Source organism: Dyella sp. C11, from assembly GCF_003121485.1.
Classification (GTDB): Bacteria; Pseudomonadota; Gammaproteobacteria; order Xanthomonadales; family Rhodanobacteraceae; genus Dyella.
On sequence record NZ_QAVX01000028.1, the window covers coordinates 1 to 23910 of the forward strand.

General features: G+C 64.3%; 19 protein-coding genes and 1 pseudogene. 15 read left to right on the forward strand and 5 right to left on the reverse strand.

Annotation, left to right across the window (positions count from 1 at the left end; genetic code table 11):
• Nucleotides 1-380, forward strand: a pseudogene (locus DK366_RS19435) (hypothetical protein); the annotation flags it as partial.
• A 228-nt stretch (nt 381-608) separates the two neighbouring features.
• Here the strand turns inward: DK366_RS19435 and DK366_RS19440 are convergent.
• The 4 genes from DK366_RS19440 to DK366_RS19455 form a co-directional block, all read right to left on the reverse strand.
• On the reverse strand, nt 609-824 hold the full coding sequence (locus DK366_RS19440) for a hypothetical protein (protein ID WP_109127213.1): 216 nt from the start codon (nt 822-824) through the stop codon (nt 609-611).
• Between the two features lie 193 nt (nt 825-1017).
• The gene (locus DK366_RS19445; RefSeq protein ID WP_109127214.1) at nt 1018-1833 is read right to left on the reverse strand and encodes an OmpA family protein; all 816 of its coding nucleotides are present in this window, start codon (nt 1831-1833) and stop codon (nt 1018-1020) included.
• A 41-nt stretch (nt 1834-1874) separates the two neighbouring features.
• Complete coding sequence (locus DK366_RS19450) at nt 1875-7094, reverse strand: ESPR-type extended signal peptide-containing protein (RefSeq protein WP_198651636.1); 5220 nt, start codon at nt 7092-7094, stop codon at nt 1875-1877.
• A 280-nt stretch (nt 7095-7374) separates the two neighbouring features.
• On the reverse strand, nt 7375-8346 hold the full coding sequence (locus DK366_RS19455) for a helix-turn-helix domain-containing protein (RefSeq protein ID WP_109127216.1): 972 nt from the start codon (nt 8344-8346) through the stop codon (nt 7375-7377).
• Between the two features lie 614 nt (nt 8347-8960).
• On the opposite strand from DK366_RS19455, the gene DK366_RS19460 reads away from it, so the two are divergent.
• The 13 genes from DK366_RS19460 to DK366_RS19520 all read left to right on the forward strand — a co-directional run bounded on the left by DK366_RS19460 (nt 8961) and on the right by DK366_RS19520 (nt 21432).
• Nucleotides 8961-9176: a Flp family type IVb pilin gene (locus tag DK366_RS19460; RefSeq protein ID WP_109127217.1), complete on the forward strand. Its 216-nt coding sequence runs from the start codon at nt 8961-8963 to the stop codon at nt 9174-9176.
• Nucleotides 9177-9254: 78 nt separating this feature from the next.
• Complete coding sequence (locus DK366_RS19465) at nt 9255-9797, forward strand: prepilin peptidase (protein WP_109127218.1); 543 nt, start codon at nt 9255-9257, stop codon at nt 9795-9797.
• Nucleotides 9794-10294, forward strand: coding sequence for a TadE/TadG family type IV pilus assembly protein (locus tag DK366_RS19470; RefSeq protein WP_109127219.1), 501 nt, complete (start codon nt 9794-9796; stop codon nt 10292-10294). The genes DK366_RS19465 and DK366_RS19470 overlap by 4 nt, the downstream gene beginning before the upstream one ends.
• A gap of 30 nt (nt 10295-10324) precedes the next feature.
• Complete coding sequence (gene cpaB / locus DK366_RS19475) at nt 10325-11305, forward strand: Flp pilus assembly protein CpaB (RefSeq protein WP_109127220.1); 981 nt, start codon at nt 10325-10327, stop codon at nt 11303-11305.
• 38 nt (nt 11306-11343) lie between these two features.
• Nucleotides 11344-12606 (forward strand): type II and III secretion system protein family protein, encoded by a 1263-nt coding sequence (locus DK366_RS19480; protein WP_232821126.1) that lies wholly within the window; start codon nt 11344-11346, stop codon nt 12604-12606.
• 10 nt (nt 12607-12616) lie between these two features.
• Nucleotides 12617-13897 (forward strand): fimbrial protein, encoded by a 1281-nt coding sequence (locus tag DK366_RS19485; protein ID WP_157956626.1) that lies wholly within the window; start codon nt 12617-12619, stop codon nt 13895-13897.
• On the forward strand, nt 13882-15246 hold the full coding sequence (locus DK366_RS19490) for a CpaF family protein (RefSeq protein ID WP_109127223.1): 1365 nt from the start codon (nt 13882-13884) through the stop codon (nt 15244-15246). The genes DK366_RS19485 and DK366_RS19490 overlap by 16 nt, the downstream gene beginning before the upstream one ends.
• The gene (locus DK366_RS19495; protein WP_109127224.1) at nt 15243-16175 is read left to right on the forward strand and encodes a type II secretion system F family protein; all 933 of its coding nucleotides are present in this window, start codon (nt 15243-15245) and stop codon (nt 16173-16175) included. The genes DK366_RS19490 and DK366_RS19495 overlap by 4 nt, the downstream gene beginning before the upstream one ends.
• Nucleotides 16176-16224: 49 nt before the next feature.
• On the forward strand, nt 16225-17160 hold the full coding sequence (locus DK366_RS19500; RefSeq protein WP_109127259.1) for a type II secretion system F family protein: 936 nt from the start codon (nt 16225-16227) through the stop codon (nt 17158-17160).
• 2 nt (nt 17161-17162) lie between these two features.
• Entirely contained in the window at nt 17163-18002 is an 840-nt protein-coding gene (locus DK366_RS19505; RefSeq protein ID WP_109127225.1) for a Flp pilus assembly protein TadD, read from the forward strand.
• Nucleotides 17999-18415 (forward strand): DUF3613 domain-containing protein, encoded by a 417-nt coding sequence (locus DK366_RS19510; protein WP_109127226.1) that lies wholly within the window; start codon nt 17999-18001, stop codon nt 18413-18415. Before DK366_RS19505 ends, DK366_RS19510 begins: the two co-directional genes overlap by 4 nt.
• Nucleotides 18416-18449: 34 nt before the next feature.
• Entirely contained in the window at nt 18450-20564 is a 2115-nt protein-coding gene (locus DK366_RS19515) for a TadG family pilus assembly protein (RefSeq protein ID WP_157956627.1), read from the forward strand.
• Between the two features lie 127 nt (nt 20565-20691).
• Nucleotides 20692-21432: a DUF2968 domain-containing protein gene (locus DK366_RS19520; protein ID WP_109127228.1), complete on the forward strand. Its 741-nt coding sequence runs from the start codon at nt 20692-20694 to the stop codon at nt 21430-21432.
• Nucleotides 21433-21487: 55 nt separating this feature from the next.
• Here DK366_RS19520 and DK366_RS19525 read toward each other — a convergent pair whose 3' ends face one another.
• Nucleotides 21488-22207: a DUF6624 domain-containing protein gene (locus DK366_RS19525; RefSeq protein ID WP_109127229.1), complete on the reverse strand. Its 720-nt coding sequence runs from the start codon at nt 22205-22207 to the stop codon at nt 21488-21490.
• Between the two features lie 146 nt (nt 22208-22353).
• On the opposite strand from DK366_RS19525, the gene DK366_RS19530 reads away from it, so the two are divergent.
• A complete protein-coding gene (locus tag DK366_RS19530) occupies nt 22354-23898 on the forward strand; it encodes a peptidase S10 (protein WP_109127230.1) in 1545 nt (514 codons plus the stop codon).
• Nucleotides 23899-23910: the final 12 nt, after the last annotated feature.

A 23910-nucleotide genomic window follows, 5' to 3' on the forward strand; every position in this document is an offset into this window, starting at 1 on the left:
CGCTGGCCACTGCCAAGACGTATACGGATGCGTCCGCGCAAACCACGCTCGCCGCCGCCAAGGCCTACACCGATGCCGCGATGGGCAACGCGCAGTCCATTTCCGATCTGCGCACGCAGATGAATGACCAGTTTGCACAGGTCAACAAGCGCATCAACGACCAGGGCGCGATGGGCGCGGCGTCCACGCAGATGGCCATCAACGCGGCGGGGGCCACGGGCATCGGTCGTCTCGCCGCCGGCGTGGGCTACCAGGGTTCGCGTTCGGCATTGTCGGTGGGCTATGCCACGCCGGTGGGAACCACCGCGCACATGAGCGTGGGCGCCACCACCAGTGGTTCGCAGACCTCGGTGGGCGCCGGTTTCGGCATCGACCTTTAAGAAGCACGCTTCACCAGGCGGGCGGCACGCAAGGACGCGGCCCTGCCCGCCCGGTGAGCTGCGTGAGGAACGGTGAGATTGGTGCGTGTGTTGTCCGGCGCGCTTGTTACACGCTGAACACGGCCCAGGATGGGCCAGGAAGGGCACGCACGGCGAACCCTACTCGCCGATTTCTCGCAAACCCCCGGCCGTCGTGTCCGGGGGTCTTTTTTTGTGCGCGCTGCGTGCTTATTGCACGCCGTAGCTGGCCAGCACGATGGTCATCTTGCCGCCAAGAAATTCCACGCGGGAAGGAAAGCCCGTGGCGTAGTGGTGTTCGCGTGCCAGATGACGCGCCAGCTTGATCGCCACCGCCGGGCACAACTGGCTGCGCACCAGATGCTGGCCCATGGTGATGCACCACTGACGACCTTCGCGTTCGCAGATGGAGTAAACGGATTTCATCGCACGATCCTCCTGCTCCTGATGACGACGCGCACTGCGCGCGACGCCTTTCCTTTTGTTCGTGCTTGTCGGGAACCTGCCGTAGTCGGCACCGTGACGGTGGTCGGCGCTAGGGGGGCGCGCCGTAGAGGGGTCACCGATTTCCTTGTGGCCGCCACGGTGCCGACTACGACAGGCTCATCGACAAGTCACATCACATCCGCGCCTTGGCGGTTCCCTTCAGTTCGACGCGCCGATTGGGTGCCAGGCACGCGATCAACGCATCACGCTTCCTGTCGTTGCATTGCACGACAGGGTCGGCATCGCCACGTCCACTGACCTGCATGGCCGAAGGCGCCACGCCGCGTGAGGCCAGGTAATCCCGCACCGATTCCGCGCGTCGCTGCGACAGGGCGAGGTTGTAGCGCTCGCTGCCGATGCGGTCGGTGTAGCCGGTAATCAGGATGTCCTGGATATGGCTGGCTTCCTGCACGCGCGAGAGCAACTGGTCGAGGTTGGCGCGGCCTTCGGGCGTGAGCGTGGCGCTATCGAAGCCGAACATGGCATCGGATGAGAGCGTGACAGCCATCATCGGCGCGACAGGCGCAGGGGACGGTGGCGGAGCCGGCGGTGCAAGCAGGTTCTTGCATGCCTCCGGCTTCCAGTAATACGCCTGCGCCAGATGATGGCTGTCGAACTGGATCTGGAACTGGCACTTGATCACGCCGCCATCGGTTTCGCGGAATGCAAGGATGTAGTTCCAGCGACGCACACCGAACACGCCTTCGCTGAAGTGCGGTGCGCCCAACAAGTCGTACAGCTGGTGCTTGGTCATGCCTGGCGCAAGCTTGCGCAGGTTTTCCACGTTGACGAACGCGCCTTCCGGCATGGTGGAGCGCGCCGGATCGGGAAAATCCGGACCCGCGTCCGCCGCTTGTGCATGCACCGGCGTGGCACCACTGGCTGCTACGGCAACGGCTGCTGCCAGCAAGGCAGGAAGCAGCCGCTTCATTCCGAAGTTCTTTCGCATGACGATTCCCCTTGATCGCAATCCGAAGTTGGCGGCGGGCATTACCACTGCATGCCCGCACCGATGGCCACGCCCGCATCGCCGCGCGTGTCGGCGCTGCCGCTGAGCTTGTAGACCCAGCGTCCGCCCTGCGAGATGGTGGAGACGCCGACCGAAATGCTCGACTCACCGCGGAACGAGCCGACGGATACCGCGGCCATGCTGCGGCCGGGTTCGTACGCTTGCGGCAACCCGGCCATCGCCATGCCGGCAGCGATGCCTGCATTCGCGCGATTGCTCACGTTCTGGATCTGGCCGTTGAGCTGGTTGAAGCGCTGGTCGGTGTAGTTCTGTGCCCAGTTCTGCGCCTGCGTGATGCCGGCGTTCAACTGCCCCACGTTTGCCGCATCGGTGGTGGCCGTGCCGGCCGCCACGTTGTGGATGGTGGTGGCCGTGCTGCTGCCGTTGCCCAGCGTGACGCTGCTGTAGTTGGTGGTGCCGTCGCTGTTGGTGTCGTAGCGCACGTTGCCTTGCGTGGAGGTGTTGATGCTGGCCTGCATCTGGCCCAGGTTCACCGCATCGGTGGATGCCGTACCGGCGGCCACGTTGGTGATCTGGCGCTCGTTGCCGGCGCTGCCCACGGAGACGGTATTCGCGCGATCGGCGACCGAGCCCGAACCCAGGGCGACGGAGTTGTCGGCCGTGGCACTCGCACCGTTACCCAGCGCCACCGTGTTGCTGCCGCTCGCCGTGGCGGCAGGACCCGCGGCTACGCTGTTGGTGCCGGTTGCGGTGGAATTGGCCAGCGTGGAATTGACGGTCCAGTACTTCGCGTTGGTGTTGTTGTTGACCGTGGTGCTGCCGCCGGTGCTGATGTTCTGGATGTCGTTGTACAGGCTGTAGTTGCTGTAGATGTTGGTGGTGTCCTGCGTCCAGTGCCACATCTGCGCGCCGTTGATCGCCTGCGTGCTGGTGGAGCTGATGTCGCCCTGGTGCAGGTTGGCGATGATGGTGCCGCCCGTGACGCCGCCATCCGTGCTGCTGGTGTTGTCCAGCGTGACCGTGGTGTGCGTGTTGTCGTCGTACTGCACGGCGTTGCCGGCGACGAAGGACACCGCTTCCAGCTGTGCCAGGTTCACTGCATCGGTTGCCGCACTGCCTGCCGCAACGTTGGTGATCTGGCGTTCCTGTCCCGGCGAACCAATGGACACTTCACCCGCGGAGTTCTGCGGCGTGCTCAGGCCATACGCCGCGTAACCGGTTTGCGCACCGCGCGTGGCGGTGGAGGCGTAGCCCAGCGCCACGCTGTTGGCCACGCTGGCCGATGCATTGGCACCGATGATGGTCTGCGCATTCGCCGTGCCGCTGGCGCTGTCGCCGATCACCACGGAGTGGCCAAGGCGTGCGGCGTAGTCGTCGGTCGGCACGCCGGTGGGATCGTTCGGATCGTTGGTGCCGTTGCCGGGGAAGGCCTGGGCCGCCGTCACCGTCGGCAATGTGTGGCTGGCGTTGGTACCGATCACCACTTCCTTCGAGCCGTTGGCGGTGGCGCCGTCGCCCATCAGCACCTGGTAATCCTGTGCGGCGTTCACGCCCCAGCACGAGGCCTGCACCACGCCGCCCAGCACATTGGCGCAGGTGGATGCCCAACCCGGCGAGCTGTTCGGCAGCAGCAGGCCCAGCAAGCCACCGGCCGCACCGTTGTTGATGTTGGTGATGTAGCTGTCCGACTTCACCGAGCCGATCAGCGTGAGATGCGAGTTGTCGCCCGTGCCGCCGAGCACGGTTCCACCCACCGTGGTGAGCGCGGTGCCCACCGGCGTGAGGTTCACCGTGGGAATGCCGGCCACGCTCACCGTCTCGTAGCCCTGCGTGAAGTTCGCCGCATTCACCTGCATGCCACCGCTGGTGACGAAGCCGTTGGTGTTGTTGAACAGCGCACTTGCGGTGGTACCCAGCAATGACGACGCCGTACCCACCACGCCACCGTTGCTGATGATCATGCCCGTGGGCGTCGCCGACGGACCCGGCACCACCGGCACACCGGCCGGGCTGCTGCCCGTGCCACCGCTTGCCGATGTCGTCGCCGACGACACGCCAAGCACCGAAGCCACGCCGGGCAGCGCCTTGTCGATCAGATTCGATGCGCCCGGAATCGCGTTGATCAGGTTCTGTCCCGACGACTGGCCATTGCCGGTGGCGCCCAGCTGCACGCCAGGCACGCTGTTCGCCGTATCGGCCACCGTGTTGGTGAGATTGCCCAGCAGCGACGACGCCGTGCCGCCCTGCCCGAGCACATTGGTAAGACCCGTGCCGTTCGGCTGCGACAGCACATCGCCCACGGTCGAAGTGACATTGCCGACGGTCTTGCCCACATCCGGCAATACCTTGCCGAGCGACGACGAACTGCCCGAACCCAGCACGCCACCAAGGCCGCCGGAGGTCGTGCCGGCGACTGCGCCGACGACATTGTTGAGCGCGCCCGTCACCGGCTGCAGTACGCCGGTGGCCGTACCGGCGAGCGGCGTGCCCGCCGTCACCGCACCCACGATGCCCGTCACCGTATTGGTGACACCACTCACCGTGGAAGGAAGATTCGATACCGTGCCCGTCGCACCGCCGGACGTCGCCGAGCCAAGCACGCTGCCGACCGTCGAGGTGACGCCCGACACCACGCCGCCAACACCGCCCAGGCCCGTGCCACCCGCCACCGGGTTCAGCACGCTGCCCACCGTGGACGTCACACCCGCCACCAGGCCACCCAGGCCATTGCCCGAACCGGTATTCGCAACGCTGCCCACGACGTTGTTGATCGTCGAAGTCACCGGCTGCACAACACCCGTCGCGGTACCCGCGAGCGGCGTGCCCGCCGTAACACCACTGACCACGCTCGACACCGTGTTGGTGGCACCGGAGACCACCGCAGGAAGATTGGAAGCGATGGCGCCGATATTGCCGAGGCCGGTGCCACCCGCCGCCGGGTTCAGCACACTGCCAACGGTCGATGTCACACCGGAAACCACGCCACCGAAGTTGCCGAGACCGGCGCCACCCGTGACCGGATTCAGCACGCTGCCCACGGTCGATGTCACACCGGATACCACACCACCGACATTGCCGAGGCCCGTGCCGCCCGTCACCGGATTGAGCACGCTGCCGACGGTCGATGTCACACCGGACACCACACCGCTGACGTTGCCGAGGCCGGTGCCACCCGTTGCCGGGCTCAGCACGCTGCCGACCGTCGACGTCACACCGGAAACCACCCCACCGACGTTGCCGAGGCCCGTGCCACCCGTGCCCGGGTTCAGCACGCTGCCGACGGTCGACGTCACACCGGAAACCACGCCACCGACGTTGCCGAGGCCCGTGCCACCCGTGACCGGGTTCAGCACGCTGCCGACGGTCGACGTCACACCGGAAACCACGCCACCGACATTGCCGAGGCCCGTGCCACCCGTGACCGGATTCAGCACGCTGCCGACGGTCGACGTCACACCGGAAACCACGCCACCGACATTGCCGAGACCCGCGCCACCCGTGTCCGGGTTCAGCACGCTGCCCACGGTCGACGTCACACCAGACACCAGGCCGCCGACGTTACCGGCACCTGTCGTTGTTCCTGCAAGTGTCGTGGCGACGTCATGCAGTGTCGATTCCACCGGCGGCAACACGGTGCTGGTCACACCCGCAACCGGCGTTCCAGCGGTCACGCCGCCAACCACACTGTTCACCGCGCCATTCACGCCATCGACCGTCGCCGGCAATGTGGATACAAGACCGTTGGAACCCAGCACGCCGCCGAGGCCCGAACCGTTGCCCGCACCGGCAAGCGTGGTTGCCACGTTGTGCAGTGTCGATTCCACGGGTGGCAACACCGTGCTGGTCACGCCGGCGAGCGGCGTACCTGAGGTCACACCCGCAACCACACCATTCACGGCGCCGTTCACGCCATCGACCGTGGCCGGCAGCGTGGACGTCAAGCCAGTGGAACCCAGCACGCCGCCGAGGCCGCCGCTGGTTCCCGTGCCTGCGACCGTCGTCGCCACGTTGTGCAGCGTCGATTCCACCGGCGGCAACACGGTGCCGGTGACACCGGCGAGCGGCGTGCCGGCAGTGACACCGCCAACGACACCGTTCACTGCATTGTTCACGCCATCGACAGTCGACGGCAACGTGGACACCAGGCCATTCGCTCCCAATACGCCGCCCAGCCCGGAGCCACTACCGGCACCGGCGAGCGTGCCGGTCACGTTGTGCAGCGTGGACTCCACCGGCGGCAGCACCGTGCCGGTGACACCGGCAAGCGGTGTACCGGCGGTCACGCCGCCGACAACACCGTTCACGGTGCTGCTTACGCCATCCACCGTACCGGGCAACGCGGACACCACACCGCTCACATTGCCGGCACCCAGGCTGCCGGTGATCGGCTTCAGCGACGACACCAGTTCGCCACCCACGTGCACATTCACATTGGCATTCACCAGCGGCTTGCTGGAAAGCACCGGTACCGACAACCCGACGTGCGCGTGCGCATCCACCAGGTCGCCGTTGCTGGCGAGCACGGCGGCTTTCGCGCCCACCGTGGCATTCAGCGGCGACACGCTGGCGCCCGAGGTGCCGACAGGAATGGCCGGCGTACCGACATGGACAAGACCATCCGCCCCCACAAGCGCGGGCGCGTTGTTGTCCACCAGCGAACTGGTGACGGCGGCGTGCGTAGCAATGACCACCGAGCGGTTGCGATCGGCAACGTCGTTGTTACCAGGCAATACGGCCGACACCAGGCCCTGGCCCAGTGCGGCGACATCGACACCGTTCGTGCGCACCGGCGCGCCGGATACGGCGACACCCGAGCCCATCTGCTGGCTGGTGGGTACCACCGGTATGGACGTCCGGACGCGGACGCCGGCGACCATGCTCTTGCGCCGCGCGGCCGACGTGGTGGATGTGGTTGCCGTGCTTCCTGCATTCGACGTACCCGTCGCACTGGACGGTGCATTGATGTTGACGTTGACGGGCAACACGGCCTGCTGCGAAGGCGAACCGTATTTCGCGAGCAGACCCTGCAGATCATTGAGCTTGGCGTCGTCCACGCTTTGCGCGTGCGATGCCGGGTGCCAGGCCAGCGCGCAGAGCGCCAGGCCACTCAGCAGCAGGGTGCGCGTCGAGCACAGGAAGCCCATGCGGGACGCTGTGCGCTGACGCTGCGATGAAAGTTCCGAGGCCGGTACCCACGCGCGGCGTGACTCGGACCACACGAGACGATAGATGCGATTCATGAGAAGTCCCCTTTTGGCCGGCGCAGCGCACGTCGTGTGTCCGCGCATACAGTCCATGCGAGCTCTACCGGCACACCTCATGTGCAACCGGCAACGCTTGGGGTTCATTACAGCGATCGCAGCGCTTGCCAGATGTCCCAATCCGGCAACGACATATGCCGATCCGGCAATGCCTTGGGCAAATACGGCAGCACCCTGCACAAATCCGGCACAACGCAAAAAGCGCACTGCCGGACCGCGGGAAAAACAAAGGGCGCCATCGGCGCCCTTGTGTCCTGCCTCAGGCCACCTCGAAGGGTGGCGCGCGCATCAAGGTATCGCGCGGGCGCTCGCCGAACACGCGCCGGTAGTGATCAGCGAAGCGCGAGAGATCCCAAAGGCCGCAACTGAGTGCCACCGACTTCACCGAACGGCGGCTGGCATCGGACAGCGTGAGGTTCTTGCAGGCGGTGCACAGGCGCAGCATCGACAGATAACGGTTGGGCGACACGCCCAGCAAATCGTCGAAGGCATAGCGCAAGGCGCGTTCGCTCACACCGGCGGCATTGCACAACTCGGTGATGTAGATGTCCCGCCGCAGGTTGCGCCGCATGAATTCCTCGGCGCGCTGCATGGCCAGGTAATGCGTGCGCCGGCCGCGCGAACACGGCGGCCGGTCTTCGGCGCGCGCAGACAGCGCGGCAATCAGGTGTGTTTCCAGCAGGGCATCCAGGTCGATGTCCGACACCGAACCCTCGCCCGGCCCCTGAAGCACGCACTCACGCACGGCCTCGAGCCGGGTGCGCAACGCGCGGGCGCGGTCGTCGTCGGACAGCATGAAGAGCGAAATGGCACGCGTCGGTACGTCAGCCTGGTGTGGATTGAGTTCCAGATACTTGTTCACCAGGCGCTGCTGCGGCACCAGCACGCCCGTCACGCTGCTGCCGGAGTTGAGCATGAATTCGCTCATGCCTTCGGGGAACACCGTAAAGGCCATGCCGGCATCCAGCGACGTGCCGTGGCACCAGCTCTCCTGCGACGTGCGATGAAGATAGCCCAGCAGGCACCAGCCCTGGGGCAGCGTAAAGCGGCCGCGGAAGGCAAAGTTCACCTCGCCACTGAAATAGATGGCCTGCTCCGACGCGATCGAGTCGACGTGCGCCTTCGGGCCTTGCTTGCCGAGCAATACCAGCTCCAGCTCACAGACCTTAAGAATTCCGCACAACGTCACGAGATCGGGCGACTGCAGTCCGACGTCGTTCTCGACACCCATTGATTGCCCCCCTGAGGCATACCGATCCATGCACTCAATAATCCACTGTTCGATTTTCCCCGGTGACAAGGTGCATTAAAGAATTTGCACGCCTCGTCCCAATGCACATATTCGGCAATGCCAGATTTGGCTGAAATGCCACCCGTGAGTTTGTGATTCAGATCACACAATTTGGATTGGCGCCTGCCGTTTTTGTGCAAGCAATCACGCACACCCGAACAAGACTGTGGGCGTACACCACTCCGTCCAGGAAGGCCGGAATGTACATGCACGGGGGATTTCATGGGCTGCGAAAATCGCGACTTTAAGGTTCGCGTCAGTTATTCGTCATTAACTGTCGTGAAACCGGCATTCACAAACATCACGATTTCTCACAGCGTCGATTTTCCGTCGAAAGTACTTATTTGACGGACTCCCGCAGCCATTATTTTCTCGATCCAATAAGCCATTCGGCCTATTAGAACGATGAAAGGCATGGCATGTGCATTCGTTCGATTAGTCCGAATGGACTAGTTACGAAGTGCTTAGTCGTTTTATCGCCCAGTCGATAACCGCTGGCAGGCTTTTCAAATCGACTTAATCAGAGCGTAAGGCTCAAAACGGGAGACACGAAAATGAACGCAATGGTTCGCAATTTCCTCGTCGAAGAAGACGGTGTTACCGCCATTGAATATGGCGTGCTCGCGGCCATTGTTGCCGCGGCCATTGTTGCCGGGTTCTCCACGCCATTACACGACTTGTTCCAGACCATTTTCAGCCAGCTGACCACGGCAGTCGGCGGCGGAACGGGCACCGGGACAGGAACCGGCACGGGTACAGGGACGGGCTAAGAAATACGTGGCGGAGGGCGACGTACCGAATCATCGGGGCCGGCCAGGGACGGCCACACGGCTTCCGGGGGGAATGTCATGGGTGCACTGCTTCCAATGCTCGCAACGGTGCTTGGCGCGCTGGTCGTGCCCAGTGACCTGTATGCGCGCCGGGTACCCAATGCCTGGCTGATCGCCGCGCTGGGCATTGCCAGCGTGGCTGCCGCTGCGCAGTTTCTTGCTGGTGTCACCCATCCGGTTTGGCCGTCCATACCTGGATTGCTGACCGGCCTGGCAAGCATGCTTCCTTTCTACGCCTTGCGCTGGATGGGCGCGGGCGACGTAAAGCTGTTTGCCACGCTCGGCTTCCTGCTGGGTGTGCGAGCCCTGCTCCCTATCTGGATCATCGGCTGCCTGCTGACCGGCGTGCACGCCGTGGCGGTGCTGCTGTTGCGGCGGCCGCGTTTTGCCTACGGGCCTACGGTGTCGCTGATTCGCCAACATATGTATGCGTCGTCCCTGTGGCAGCGTTCGATGCTGGCGCGCCAGGGGCGCGTGGGCTTGCCACATGCCGCGTACCTGGGCATTGGCACGCTGGTCGTGGTGATGCATCCGGAGCTGATGGCCTGGAGGACGCCGTGAACCGGCGCCACCCACCGTCCCGCCCGGCACGCCAGCGTGGCGTCGCGGCTATCGAGTTCGCGCTGATCTTCCTGCTTGGCGTGCTGCCGCTGCTGCTGATTTCCTTCACGGGCGCGATGATTTTCGCCGCCCAGCAATCCCTGTCGCTGGCCTCGGCCGAAGGCGCCCGCGCCGCGCTTCAATACGGCACCACGGCACAGCGGCAAAGCAATGCCTGCTACGCGGCGCAACGCTCCATGTCGTGGCTGCTGGCGTTTTCCGGGGACACCCCCAACTGCGGCACGCCGACGGCGCCCGGCGGCGCCTATACAGCCATTGCCGTGTCGGCGGCTTCGGCCTGCCCCAGCAACGCAACGATGCAGTGCATCACCGTGGTGACCTCCTTCAATTACAACGCGCACCCGTTTGTTCCCGGCGTCAGCGCGCTGTACGGCTGGCTCATGACTTCCAACCTCAGCAGCACGGCCACCGTGCAGCTGGATCTCTCGGGCAGCTGACGAGACAACGAGAACCGGAGACGCTTTCAGATGCACAACGTGTCACGCATCGCCGCCATCTTGCTGGTCGTCCTCGCGACGGTGCTGGCCATGGTCGCCTTTACGCTCGGCAGGCGCCATCAGGAAGCCGATGCGATGAAAGCCGTCGCAGCACCCACGGCGCCGGCTGTACCCGCTCCACCGGCCAACGTGGCGCGCGTGGTGGTGGCTGCGCAGATGCTCCCGGGAGGGGAAGTGATCCGCGCCACGTCGCTGCGCGAAATCCCGGCCCCCTCCATGCCCGAAGGCAGTTTTGCCCAGCCCGAATTGCTGGTGGGCGAAGTGCCACGCGTGAACATTCCCGAAGGCACCGTGATCACCGCGTCGCTTTTGTCCAACCCCATCGCCATGCAGCTGCGTCCCGGTGAACGCGCTCTCGCGGTGCCGGTCGATGAAATCTCGGGCGTCGGCTATCGCGTGCAGCCCGGTGACTACGTGGATGTGGTGCTGACGCTGAAGACGGCGGAACCGATGCCCAACAACCTGGCCAAGGATCAGTCGCAGACCCGACTGATCGCTTCGCGCCTGCGCGTGCTTGCCTACGGTGCGCGCGACCTGCCGCATGTCGGCGCCGCACCAGCCGTAAAGACCGACCAGGCCGAACCGCCAGCCAGGATGGCCGTGCTCGCCGTGCCGCTGGCCGACATCGATCCGCTCGTGCTTGGCGCACACAGCGGCCGGCTGTCGCTTGCCCTGCGTCATCCTGGCGATGACGGCATGCCCAGCGACATGCTGTTTCCCATGCCGGCCACGGTGCTGTCGCCACGCAACGATCTCAATGCGGAACAACGTGGCTGGCTGGCGCTTCCGGAAAACCGCGCCTATGCAGGCGTGGCAGAACCGGGCCTGATCGGGCGTTCCAAGACCAGTGCTCCACCCTGGACGCCGCGGCGAACGGCACCGCCCGGGCTTGAAATCATCCGTGGCACCACCGCTTCGTCGATGCGCGCCCAGCCGCCGGTGACGCCATGATCCATGCGCATCGCTTCACCATCGCCCTGCTGGCCGGCATGACACTGCTTGCGGGTTACGCCAGCGCCACCACCGACGCCTCCATCGTGTTGCAGGTGCATGAGCAACGGCCGTGGCATGTGCCGACGGACATTGAGCGCGTGGCCATTGCCGATCCTTCCGTTACCGACATCGTGATGCTGAAGGGCCAGCGCGACGCGCTCCTGGTGGGCAAACATGCCGGCGAAACCACGCTGCTGCTGTGGCGTCGTGGCGATACCACGCCGCAACGCCTGGCCGTGCAGGTACACAGTGCCGGTCAAACCGCATTGCAGAACAACAGCGGCCTGCAGATTTCCGTGCAGGACAACGAAGCCGTGCTGCGCGGCCAGGCCGACAGCATGCTCGAACACGAGCGCGGCGTGGCCGCGGCCACGAATGCCGTGGGCGACAAGGGCGCGGTGATCGACGCGTCCAGCGTCGCCAGCGGCGGCGTGGTGCAGGTGGAAGTGAAATTGGTGGAGTTCGACAAGACGGTGATGAGCCAGATCGGCCTCAACTTCCAGGCCGTGAACAATGGCTTCAGCTATGGCTTCAGCTCGCCGTTATCGAGCACGACCACCACGGGCAGCGCCCTTTCCTCCGCGTTCAACCTGGTGATGGGTCACACCAGCGCCAACGGCAACCATTCGTGGAATGCCAATCTCGATTTGCTGCAAACCGACGGCATGGCGCGCGTGCTGGCCGAGCCCACCCTGGTGGCGTTGTCGGGCCAGAGTGCGAGCTTCCTCTCGGGCGGCGAATTGCCGATCCCGGAACCGCAGGGCCTTGGCACCACCACCATCATCTATAAGCCGTTCGGCATCGGCCTCACCGTGACGCCGACCGTGCTCGCGCCCGATCGCATCGCGTTGAAGGTGGCACCGGAAGCGAGCGACCTGGATTACACCAACGCCGTGGTGGCCAACGGTGTCTCCGTACCGGCGATCACCACGCGCCGCGCAGACACCACGGTAGAGCTGGGAGACGGCGAAACCTTCGTCATCGGCGGACTGGTGAGCCAGAACATCAGCAGCCAGGTGGACAAGATCCCCCTGCTGGGTGACATCCCGATCATCGGCTCGTTCTTTCGCGACCTGAAATACAGCCGCCAGGACAAGGAGCTGGTGCTGATCGTGACGCCGCACCTGGTGCGGCCGATCGCCAAGGCCACCAAGCTGCCTCTGCCAGGCGAACGGGAACAGCGAAACAACCTGCCAGTGTGGGGCTCGTGGCTGCTCAACCCGGTGGGCTCCGATCAATTGCCGGGGTTCTCGCGCTGAGGACATGGCCATGCAGGCAAATCCCACGGTGGTGACCTTGACCAAGCCGGCGCTCGATTCGACGCTGTTGCTGTATTCGCCGGACGAGAACAACGCACAGCGCTTTTCCGCGCGCCTGCGCAGCCTGGTGATGCTGTCGTGGTGCGACAGCAACCAGTTCTCCGCAAGTCGCCGCGTGCTGGATGCACACCAGGCCCGCCTGGTGCTGCTGGACTTCTCCAAGGGTTACACCGATGCGTCCGCCGAGATCGCGCGCCAGTTGATGGCGCTCGATCCGGGGCTTGTGCTGCTGGGCATCGGTTCGGCGGCGTCGGATCGCGGCGCTGGCGTGCTGTGCGCCATGCGCGCAGGCCTGCGCGACTTCATCGACATCGATGCGGGCGACGACGAAATACTCGATCAACTGAAGACCGCGCTGGTTCAATGGCGCACGGCGGCGGATGGCCAGCCCGCGCGGGCCGTGAAGCGCGGGCAGCTGGTGCTCATATGCGGCGTGCGGCCCGGCCTGGGCAGCAGCACGCTCACCGCCCACCTGGGTGCGCTCGCCGCGTCGATCAAGCCTTCGGCCGTGGCACCCGCGAGCGCCAACAACGTGATGCTGCTGGACCTGGGGCATTCGAGCGGTGATGTGAGCCTTTACCTGGGCACCGGAGGCGACTTCCATTTCGACGACGCCTTGCGCAACGCCAACCGCATCGACGCCACGCTGGTGCGCACGGCCGTGCCGCGCCACGTCAGCGGCGTGGCTGTACTGGGACAGCCGCGGGAACGCAACATCAGCCTGGGTGGTGCGGAAGTCGGTCCGTTGCTCGAACGCCTTCTCACCATGTTCGACCTGGTGCTGTGCGACCTCGACAGCCGCATGCTGGACGACGTTGCCCACACCTTGCTGAAGATGGCCGACGAAATCTGGCTGGTCACCGACCAGTCGATTGGTTCGATGGTGGCGCTCGACGCCTGCCTGCGCCAGCTGGAACGGGCGCAGGCGCGCGACCTGCGCGTGTCGCTGGTGGTGAACCGCCACGACGAGGCATGCGGCATCAGCGGAGCGCGCATCGCCGAGCGCTTCAGCGTGCCGCTGCTGGCTACCTTGCCGGAACGCTCGCGACCGCTGCGCACCACCGCAAATCGTGGCTCGCTGCTGCACGAAACCGCGCCGAACGACCTGTACGTCCGTGCGCTTGCTCCACTCCTTGACCGATTCCGGCTGCGCACGAAGCGCGACGCCGGCAGGGGCGGCTTGAGGATGTTGATCAACCGACTGGGGGGCAACCTATGGAAACGCCGCTGAATTCCTCAAGCACATTGCTGGCCGCCGCACTGCGACGCGCCGATGTGTCCGCCCGCCTGGATGGACCGGAGCTGCCGTTCGACCAGACGCAGCAGTTCCAGGACGTGCTGTCGGCCGCGCACGAATTCCTGCTCAACCGCATCGAAGACCAGCGCATCGATATTGCGTCGTGGTCGCGTACCACGGTCACCAAGTACGTGGAGACGGAAACCGCCAGCTTCGTGCAGGAGTGGCGCATTCCGGTCAACGAATCGGAGATGCAGCAGGTGTCCGGCGCGCTGGTGAAGGAACTGACCGGCTTCGGGCCACTGGATGATCTTCTGCTCGACGCCGAAGTCGAAGACATCCTGATCAACGGCCACGACGACGTCTACGTGTCGCGCAAGGGCGTGCTTCGCCGCGAGAACATCCGCTTCAGCGACAACCATCATCTGCTGCGCATCGTGCGCCGCATCCTTGCGCCGCTGGGCCGTCGACTGGACGACTCCAATCCGATGGTGGACGCGCGCCTGCCCAACGGTGGACGCCTGAACGCCATCATCGAGCCTCTCTCGGTCGCCGGTCCCTGCGTGTCCATCCGCAAATTCCGCAAGGACCCGTTCACGCCCGAGGAGCTGCAGGAAAAAGGCACGTTCGACCACGCCATCCGCAAGCTGCTGGAAGCCATGGTGCTGGGTCGCTGCAACATCATCGTTTCCGGTGGCACCAGCTCGGGCAAGACATCGCTGCTCAACGCGCTGGCCAGTTTCATTCCGCCGCACGAGCGCGTGATCACGGTGGAGGACACGGCAGAACTGTCGCTCAACCATCCGCACGTGGTGCGACTGGAAAGTCGCCTCGGCAGTTTCGATGGCGAAGGTGCGGTGAGCATTCGCGACCTGGTGCGCAACAGCCTGCGCATGCGCCCCGACCGCATCGTGGTGGGTGAGGTACGCGGCACCGAAGTGCTGGAAATGCTGCAGGCGATGAACACCGGCCACGACGGATCGATGTCCACCATCCATGCCAATTCCGCGCGCGATGCGCTCTATCGCCTGGAAATGCTCGCGGGTTTCGCCGGCTTTCAGGGCAGCGAGAACAGCCTGCGCCGCCAGATTGCCAGCGCGGTGGATTTCATCGTGCAGATTGCGCGCCTGAGCAACGGTCGCCGCGTGATCTCGTCCATCACCGAAGTCACCGGCGTGGGCGACAACGTGATCACCACGCAGGACATGTATCGCCATGATCCTTTCGTCGATCGCGATGGCAAGGATGTCGATCGCTGGATGAGCCTTGGCCTGCAGCCGCATACCACGAAGCTCGAACCCTTCCGCCAGATGCTGCGCGAGTCCAACGGCCCCTTCGCATGATCCAGGCGCTCGCCCTCGCCAGCTTCGTGCTGCTGATGCTCGCTGGTGCGGTGGAGCTTTGGTGGGGCAGCGCTTTGCGTCTGCAGCAGCGTCGCAACCTGGAAAGCATCGAGCAGCGACTGGTGGCGCGCGTGCCGGCAGACACGCGGGGATTGCCCCCGTCGTTACCGGCCGCGCCACGGCGCCGCCCGGCGGGCAAGCAGGCGGATGAATTCCTGATGCGCGCCAACCTGCCCAGGGACCGCGCGATCTGGCTGGCACTGATCGGTCCCGGCGTGTTGCTCACGCTGCTGGCGTGGTGGCGCATCGGCAGCGCATGGTCGCTGCCGCTGATGGCCAGCCTGTACACGGTCGTGCTGTGGCTGTGGCTGCGTCATCGCATCGAACAGCAGCAACAGCGGATGCTGGCGCAGCTTCCCGATTTCCTCGACGGCATGATCCGCATGACGAGCGTGGGCAACAGTCTGCCCATGGCTTTCCAGAGCACCACCAAATCCGTCGCCATGCCACTGCGGGATGTGCTCGACCGCACGCTGTCGTCCATGCACGCGGGTGCGGATCTCGACCAGGCACTGGCCATGGCGACGCGTCCGTACGCCCTCGAAGAGTTTTCTTTGCTGCACGCCGTGTTCGGCATCGGGATGCGCATTGGTGGGCGCGCGGACCACATCCTTCAACGCATGGGCGACTTCATGCGCGATCACGCGGCTGCGCGGGCCGAACTGAGGGCAGTGACGTCGGAAACGCGCATGTCGGCCTGGGTACTGGCGTTCCTTCCCATTGCTGTGTCGACTTTCATGACGCTGATTGATCCGACCTTCTTCAAGCCGATGTTCTTCACCACCATCGGGCACAAATTCTTGCTGGTGGCGCGTGTGCTGGAGGTCACCGGCGGCCTGCTGCTGTATCGGCTGGCCAAATCGCTCTGACAAGAACCATATCGCGGGCAGGGGGTGTGTCGTGGAAGTGGGCTGGATCATGATTGCCGCCGTTGTTGCGCTTGCCTCGGGCCTGTTCCTGCTGGCGGGTGAAGCCGTGCGCCACTACCGGCAACGGCGGCAGGAGGCGCGCGTGATGGACCGTGCGCTGCTCGGCCCACCCGCACCGCGCGAGGCAGGCGACGCCGACGAACCGGAAGAACACGGGTGGCGGCTGCTCGTGCGCTGGCTCGACACCCTGGGCAAGCGCTTCGAGGCGGGGCGTATTGGCCAGGCGCTGATCACGCCGGAAGACCGCCTGCTGCTGGGACAAATCAACCACAACACGGCACAGGGACGCGCCGTGTTTCTCGGCATGCGGCTTGCCCTGGCCATGGTGGTGCCACTGCCGGTGATGCTGTGGATGGCGCCCACCGGCTTTCGTGCCGTGGTCATTTTCATGGGCGCGATGGCGGTGGGCATCATCGTGCCCAAGATCGTGCTGAGCAACGTTGCTGCACGCTTGCGCAAGCGGGCCGACGACGAACTTCCCTTGCTGATCGATCTGCTCCGCCTGCTGCAGGGCGTGGGCTTCAGCGTGGACCAGAGCCTGCAGATGGTGTCCGACCGTTTTCAGGAAGCCATGCCACTGATGAGCCGCGAGCTTCGCGATGCCAACGCGCAATACCTGCATGGCCGATCGCGCATGCAGTCGCTGCATCGCCTGTGCGAATTCGACAACGACGGCTTGAAAAGCCTGGTGCAGATCCTGGTGCAGGTGCACGAACACGGCGGGGCCGTGCAGGAACCGTTGCGCCAGTTCGGTGATCGCCTGCGTGAGCAACGCAAGATGCGCATGAAGGAACTGAGCGGAAAGCTCTCGGTGAAGATGACCGTGGTGATGATGCTGACACTGATTCCGGCGCTGATGACCGTGCTGGCTGGCCCGGCGGTGATTTCGCTGATCACCTCGATGGGCAAACTGAAAGGACACTGATCATGCTTGCTCGCTCCTCTTCTGCCCGCCTTGTCATCGCCCTGGTTGGCTGCCTACTGCTTGCCGCATGCGGCAAGACACTGGGCGGCTATCCCAATCGCGCACCAACGCCATCGCTGGTCGCGCCGGGCGCGAACGCGCGCGACGACAAGACCGTATACATGGATCTGATTCGCCAGATGCAGCAGCAGGGTGCGTACTACGCGTCGCTGGCGCATATCGATGCCTATCGGCAGCGCTTTGGCGATACGCCGGAGCTGCGTCGTCGCCAGGCCGATGCCTTCCGTGCCACAGGACAGCTGGATGCGGCGCGAACGATCTATCGCGGCCTGCTCAACGGGGACCAGGCTGCAGCGGCATGGCACGGCCTTGGCCTGGTGGAGGCCCAGTCGGGCAATGCGTCTGCCGCGGATGTCGCACTGCTCAAGGCGAGCGAACTGGAACCCGTAAATGCGGCCTACCTGAGCGATCTCGGTTACGCACGCCTGTGCAACGGCGAGACGGCATCCGCGAAAGACCCGTTGGCCATGGCCGCCGAGCTCGATCCGACCAATGCGAAGATGATTGCCAACCTGGCGCTGTGGGCCATGCTGACCGGCGACAACACCCGTGCTGACGCGATCATGCAACGTGGCCAGCTTCCGGTGGAAACACAGAACGGTGTCCGCCAGCTGGCAATGCAACTGGCAGCGCGCCGACCACGCACAGCCGCTTCGAGCAGTCAGCCGACGGCCGCCCCGATGAACGTGGCAAACACGCCGGCCAACGCCAACACCAACGTGCCCGCCAGCATGCTCCAGCGCTTCACCACCGATGCCACCGCTTACGAGGCACGTCCATGATTTTCTCGAAGACGACTGCATACCGAAGGTTTGGTCTTGCATCCCTGCTTGTCTGTGCGACGTGCTCACTGCATGCACAGCAAACGCCCATCACCGGCCAGATGCTTGCGCCAGTCACACCGGCGCCGGCGGAACCGGCAGCGGCACCAGCAGCACCCGTCGCCGTGCCGCAGGCAACCGACGCCGGCAACAACACGAATACCTCAACGGACGTTGGCGACGTGACGCATCAGCTGTTGAGCATGCAGGCTCAAGGGACCCGCGCCGGAAAGCAGCTACCCATTCCCGGCCAGGAAGCCTCGGCGAGCTACCAGCGTTACCTGAAGAGTTTCGATCACCCGATCCCGCAATTCTTCGACGGCACCGTTTCAAAAAATCAAAGTGGTTCGACTGGTTCCTCCGGAGCACCCTGACACCATGCGCCCATCATCGACCCGGCATGAGGCAATGCGTCCGATACGTTCGGACGTGACGTCGTCAATCATGCAGCGTGGCGCCACCGGCTTCGCGATGCTGCTGATGCTTGTATCCATGCTGGGCATGCTTGGCCTGATGGAGATCGGCTATCTGTATTGGGCCAAGCGCGACACGCAGAAAGTGGCGGACCTCGCTGCACTGGCGGGCGCGCAGGACTTGAATGCGTGCGTACCTGGCAACCAAGGCAATACGGCGGCCAGCGGCAATGCGCGCACGGAGAACGGATTCACGCAGACGCTCACGGTCACATGCGGCACGTGGGACCCGGTGGCCAATGCGGGCATCGTCGATCATTTCAGCGCCACACCAGCTGGCGGTACGCCCAACGCGGTGAAAGTGCTGGCGCAGCGACCCGTGCTTCCCATCTGGGGCATGGCGGGCGCGTTCCCTGATGTCTCTGCCGAAGCGGTCGCCTCTGGCCTGCAGCCCATTGCCGTGTTCTCCATTGGCAGCACTCTCGCAACCGTGGATGGAAGCGCCCCGCTGGGCCAATTGCTGGCGGGCATCGGGATCCAGCTGTCCGGCGTGTCACTGGTGGGTTACAACGGGCTGGCGACCGCCAAGATCACCCCCGCGGGCCTGCTGCAGCAACTGGGCGTAGCCGTGCCCTCGGACATCACGGTTGGCGGCCTGAATCAATTGCTCGCTGCGTCGGTGCAGGCACATGCACTTATCGACGTGCTCAACGCCGTAGTGAACGCCGCGGGACAACAACAACTGCTCAGCACCAACGCGACGCTGGTAAACGCACTCACCACCCAGCTCGGTACGGCGCCAGGCAAGGTGACACTGGGCTCGACGGGCACCGCCAATGCACCCGGCAGCCTGTTCGCGCAGATCACGGCACCCGATTCTGCAGCGCAGACCGCGTTGAACGCGCAGGTCGATGCGCTACAGGTCATTGCGACAGCCATCGGTGTGGCGACGGGCCAGCATGCGGCTCAACTGACATTGGGTACGCCTGCATCGGTTCTCGGGCTCAATATCAACACGGCAGTCGCCGTTGTCGAACCACCTTCCATCGGTATCGGTGGTGTGGGTACCACCGCGTCGACGTCACAGATCCGCGCCTTCATCGAAGTCACCCTTTCCACCAACAGCATTCCCTTGATCGGCACGCTGGCAAGCACATTGGCCCATACGTCCATCAGCCTTGACGTTCCCATTGCGGTGGACCTGGTGAATGCAAAGGCGACACTCAACAGTTTGTGCACGGACGCAGCGCCGCCCCAGCACGCAACATTCGGCGTCACGTCGTCCATCCTCAACATGTGCGTGGGCGGCATCACCCAGGCCAATGCATTCAGCACGGCGGGAAGCTGCAGCCAGATACCCGTCACAAACACCAATCCCATGCTGCAGGTGAAGGTGGATAACTTGCTGGTGTCCACCGGCAAACCTTTTTCGTTCACCGGACTGACTGCCAACGGCACCGGCACACTGGCGGTCGGCGACAGCGCGAACATTCCTTCGGACGGCACGGCCCTGAACATCGGCACGACGCTTGGCAACATGTTCAATGCCTTGTTGCCGGCGCTGGTGCTGCAAACCTCGACAGGCTCCCCCAATTCGATGTCGGGCGCACTGGCCGCAGATCTTTGGCAGAACACCACTTCGTACAACAAGGGACTTACACCCAACCTCAATCAGCTGAACGCTGCACTTGGCCAGCTGAACACGGACTCGACTGCACTGAAGACATTCCTGCAAGGCACCCCGCAGCAGGTGACCGATATCCTAGGCAGCGCGTTGACGCTCAATGTTTCCGGCCTGCTTTCGGGCGTGACGGGCGTGCTGGGCGGGGTAACCAATCTGCTCGGCAATACGCTGCTGACCGTGGGCTGCGTGGCGTCATCGAGTGCCTGCATCGCACTCATCCAGAACGCCATGAACGGGGGCACCACATCCCAGCCCAACGTGCTGGCCCCTGTGCTTGGGTTGGCCACGCAACTTTTGCAGGCCCCGCTCAACGCGCTGGGGCAGTCCTTGACGACATTTCTCACCAGCGAGCTCGGCATCGACCTGGGCGTGAGCACGGTCAACCTGCAGTCATTGCAATGTCATGGTGTGCAATTGGTCTATTAGTTGGATGGCCAAGACCCTTGACCGCATCGGGGAGACCCTTAGACTGTCCCGAATGTCCAGGCAAGGGCTGGAATCGCGGATACGTGCGGTTTCCGGGGCCGGTCACGATCAAATGGGGAATTACGGGATGAAGGTTTTGACTCGCAACGCGAGCTCGCGTCGTGTGCTGTTCGCGATGGGCACCCTGGTGCTGATGGCCACCTCGGCCTGTGCCAGCGCGCCGGCGACAACCAACAATCCCATGCCGCCCTCGCCCGAGGCTGCAACGGTATCCACGCAGCCACGCGTGCCGCTGAGCACGGTGGAAAGCCTCCGCCAGCTGATCGACAACCACCAGCTCACCGAAGTGCGCACCACGTACAACAGCACCTACGGCGCGAGCCTGCTGTTCCGCCCGGAAACGCTGGGCTATTACGTGGTGCTGTTCCACGGCAAGGAGTTCTGGCGCGTGATGCAGACCGACTCCTTCGACGATGCAGAAAGCCTGTATCGTACGTTCGTGTCGCAGACGCAGACGCTGGGCCAGGTGGAAATCGACACCATGCGCCTGGATGCCGGCAACAAGTACGCCGAGCACATGATCTCGGTGAACGAGGCCAAGCTGCATGCCTTGCAGCAGGACGCCAACAACCAGCAGCAACAGGCACAGCAGGTGGCTGCGCAGCAGGAACAGGCGCGCCAGCAGGCCGTGTCGCTTTCCAGCGACCTGCACAACACCAACGCGCAGCTCGATGCGGTGAAGCAGCAGATCAAGGCCCTGGAGGCCGTGCAGTCCAACCCGAACCTGGTACTGCCCACGCCGGCGCCGGCGACGACCTCGGCACCGGTGGCTCAGCCGACGCAGCAGCCACCCGCCGCGTCGCCTTGATCCAACGCCACACGCTCCATTTCGAACCGCCGCATCCTCACGGATAGCGGCGGTTTCAGTTTCTGGCGGGCTCCACGGCGTAAGTGGCGCGAAGTGCGCATTCGTAATCGCCACTCGGCATGAGGCCCATGCCACTGCGCCGTTCATCCAGGTGCGCCGCGTCCTCCACCGGTTCCATGTGCATGTCGCCGGGTTTCGACGGATCGCCGGTGAACTGCGAGCCGTAGAGCTGTGGCTTGCCCTGGTTGATGCGCACGCGATCCACCAGCATGGCGTAGTCGGAGGGGCGAATGGTGCCGTCCTTTGCGCGTGGTTCAAGCTGGGCCAGCACGCTGGACTGGAAGGCGGGATCGCGGTCGGCGTGCTGCACAAGCAGCCAGGCATCCATCACACCCTGTTTGCCCACCTGGGTCGGCAAGGGAAAGCCGGCGCGCGCCACAACGCCTTTCAGCCACGAGGTATTGGCGGCATCCACGCTGGCAACCGCCTCGGCCTCCTTGCTGTCGGCGCGCAATCCGGCGGCCATCCATGCATCTCTCGCCTGCTGGTCTTTCTTCACGCGATCGCTCAACGCGTCACGCAGCGCAGGGGCTGACAAAGCGTGATCGTCATCACGCTTTGTCGCCAGCGAAGACGCGCGGTGTGCGCGTATCCACGCTGCCGCGGCAGGACAGGACACGGCTACGCGGCGCAGTTCGTCATCCTCGGACTGGGCATGTGCGGTTGAAGAAAACAGCGCCACGAGCAGCCATATCGATGCATTCCATAGTGTCATCGTCGCCATCCTTGCGCATGAACTTGCCGGCATCGTAACCCGCTTTTCGTCAGCACAAAGCAAGCTACCCAGTACTTTTGTCACGGTCGCCCCAGCACGCCCGTACGCATACTCGGGACTTTGAGCCTGATCCAACGGGGATTTTCATGCGTCACCTCTTCACCCTGCTGATGGTGGGCAGCCTTGCGCTGTCGCCGTGTTCCATGACGTTGGCCAAGGACGCGCCAACCGACCAGAAAACCACCACCAGCAAGGATGACGAGATCAAGGCGCCCACCACCGAAACGGCGGTGCGCACCAAGCACAGCGTGAGCGTCAACGGCCGTTCGGTGTCGTACACGGCCACGGCAGGCACGGTGATCATCCGCGACGACAAGGGCGAGCCGCAGGCCAGCGTGTTCTATGTGGCCTACACCGTGGACAACGGCAAGCCGGAGAAGCGCCCGGTGACGTTCCTTTACAACGGTGGTCCGGGTTCGTCGTCCATGTGGCTGCACATGGGTTCGTTCGGCCCGGTGCGCATTGCCACCGACAGCCCCGCCGCCACCGCGCCGGCGCCGTACAAGCTGGTGCCCAACAGCGACAGCCTGCTCGACAAGACCGACCTGGTCTTCATCGATGCGGTGGGCACGGGTTATTCGCGCCCGCTCGGCAAGGCCGAAGGCAAGGATTTCTGGGGCGTGGACCAGGACGTGTCGGCGTTCTCGCGCGCCATCCAGCGCTACGTGACGATCAACAACCGCTGGAATTCGCCGAAGTTCCTCTACGGCGAAAGCTACGGCACCACGCGTTCCGGCGCGCTTGCCGATGCGCTGCAGGACAAGGGCATGTCGCTCAACGGCGTGATCATCATGTCGTCCATCCTCAACTACGGCGTGCGCAACCCGGGCTACGACGAGATGTACATCGGCTACGTGCCGAGCTACGCCGCCGCAGCGTGGTATCACAACAAGCTCGCCAACAAGCCGGCGGACCTGAAGACCTATCTCGACCAGGTGCGCGCGTTTGCTCGTGGTCCGTATGCCACCGCACTCGCCAAGGGCCAGGATGTCCCGCCTGCGGAAGCCGATGCCGTTGCACGCCAGCTCGCTGCCTTCACCGGCATGTCACCGGAGTACATCAAGGAAGCGAACCTGCGTGTGGAGCCGTCGCGCTTCCGCAAGGAACTGCTGCGCGATGAACGTCGCACCATCGGTCGCTACGACGCGCGCTTCGAAGGCGTGGACGAAGACGCGGCCGGTGAGACGCCAGACTACGATGCATCGGATACGGGTATCAGCGGCGCGTTCATCAGCGCGTTCAACGATTACGTGAACAACCAGCTCAACTACCACAGCGATCTCGACTATCGCCCGACCTTTGGCGACATCGGCAAGAACTGGGACTGGAAACACCAGGCAGCCGGCATCAAGCGCCCGCTGCAGACCGCCTACGTGGCAGGCGATCTCGCACATGCCATGCGCACCAATCCCAACCTGCAGTTGCTGTCGATCAACGGCTACTACGACTTTGCGACGCCGTTCTTCATTACCGAGTACGACATTGCACACATGAACCTGGAGCCGTCGCTTCGCAGCAACGTGCATTTCCTGTACTACCCGTCGGGCCACATGATTTACCTCAACACCGAAGCGCTGCAGCAGCTCAAGGGTGATCTGGCGCGGTATTACGACGCGACGGTGCATCCGTAATCAGGAACATCT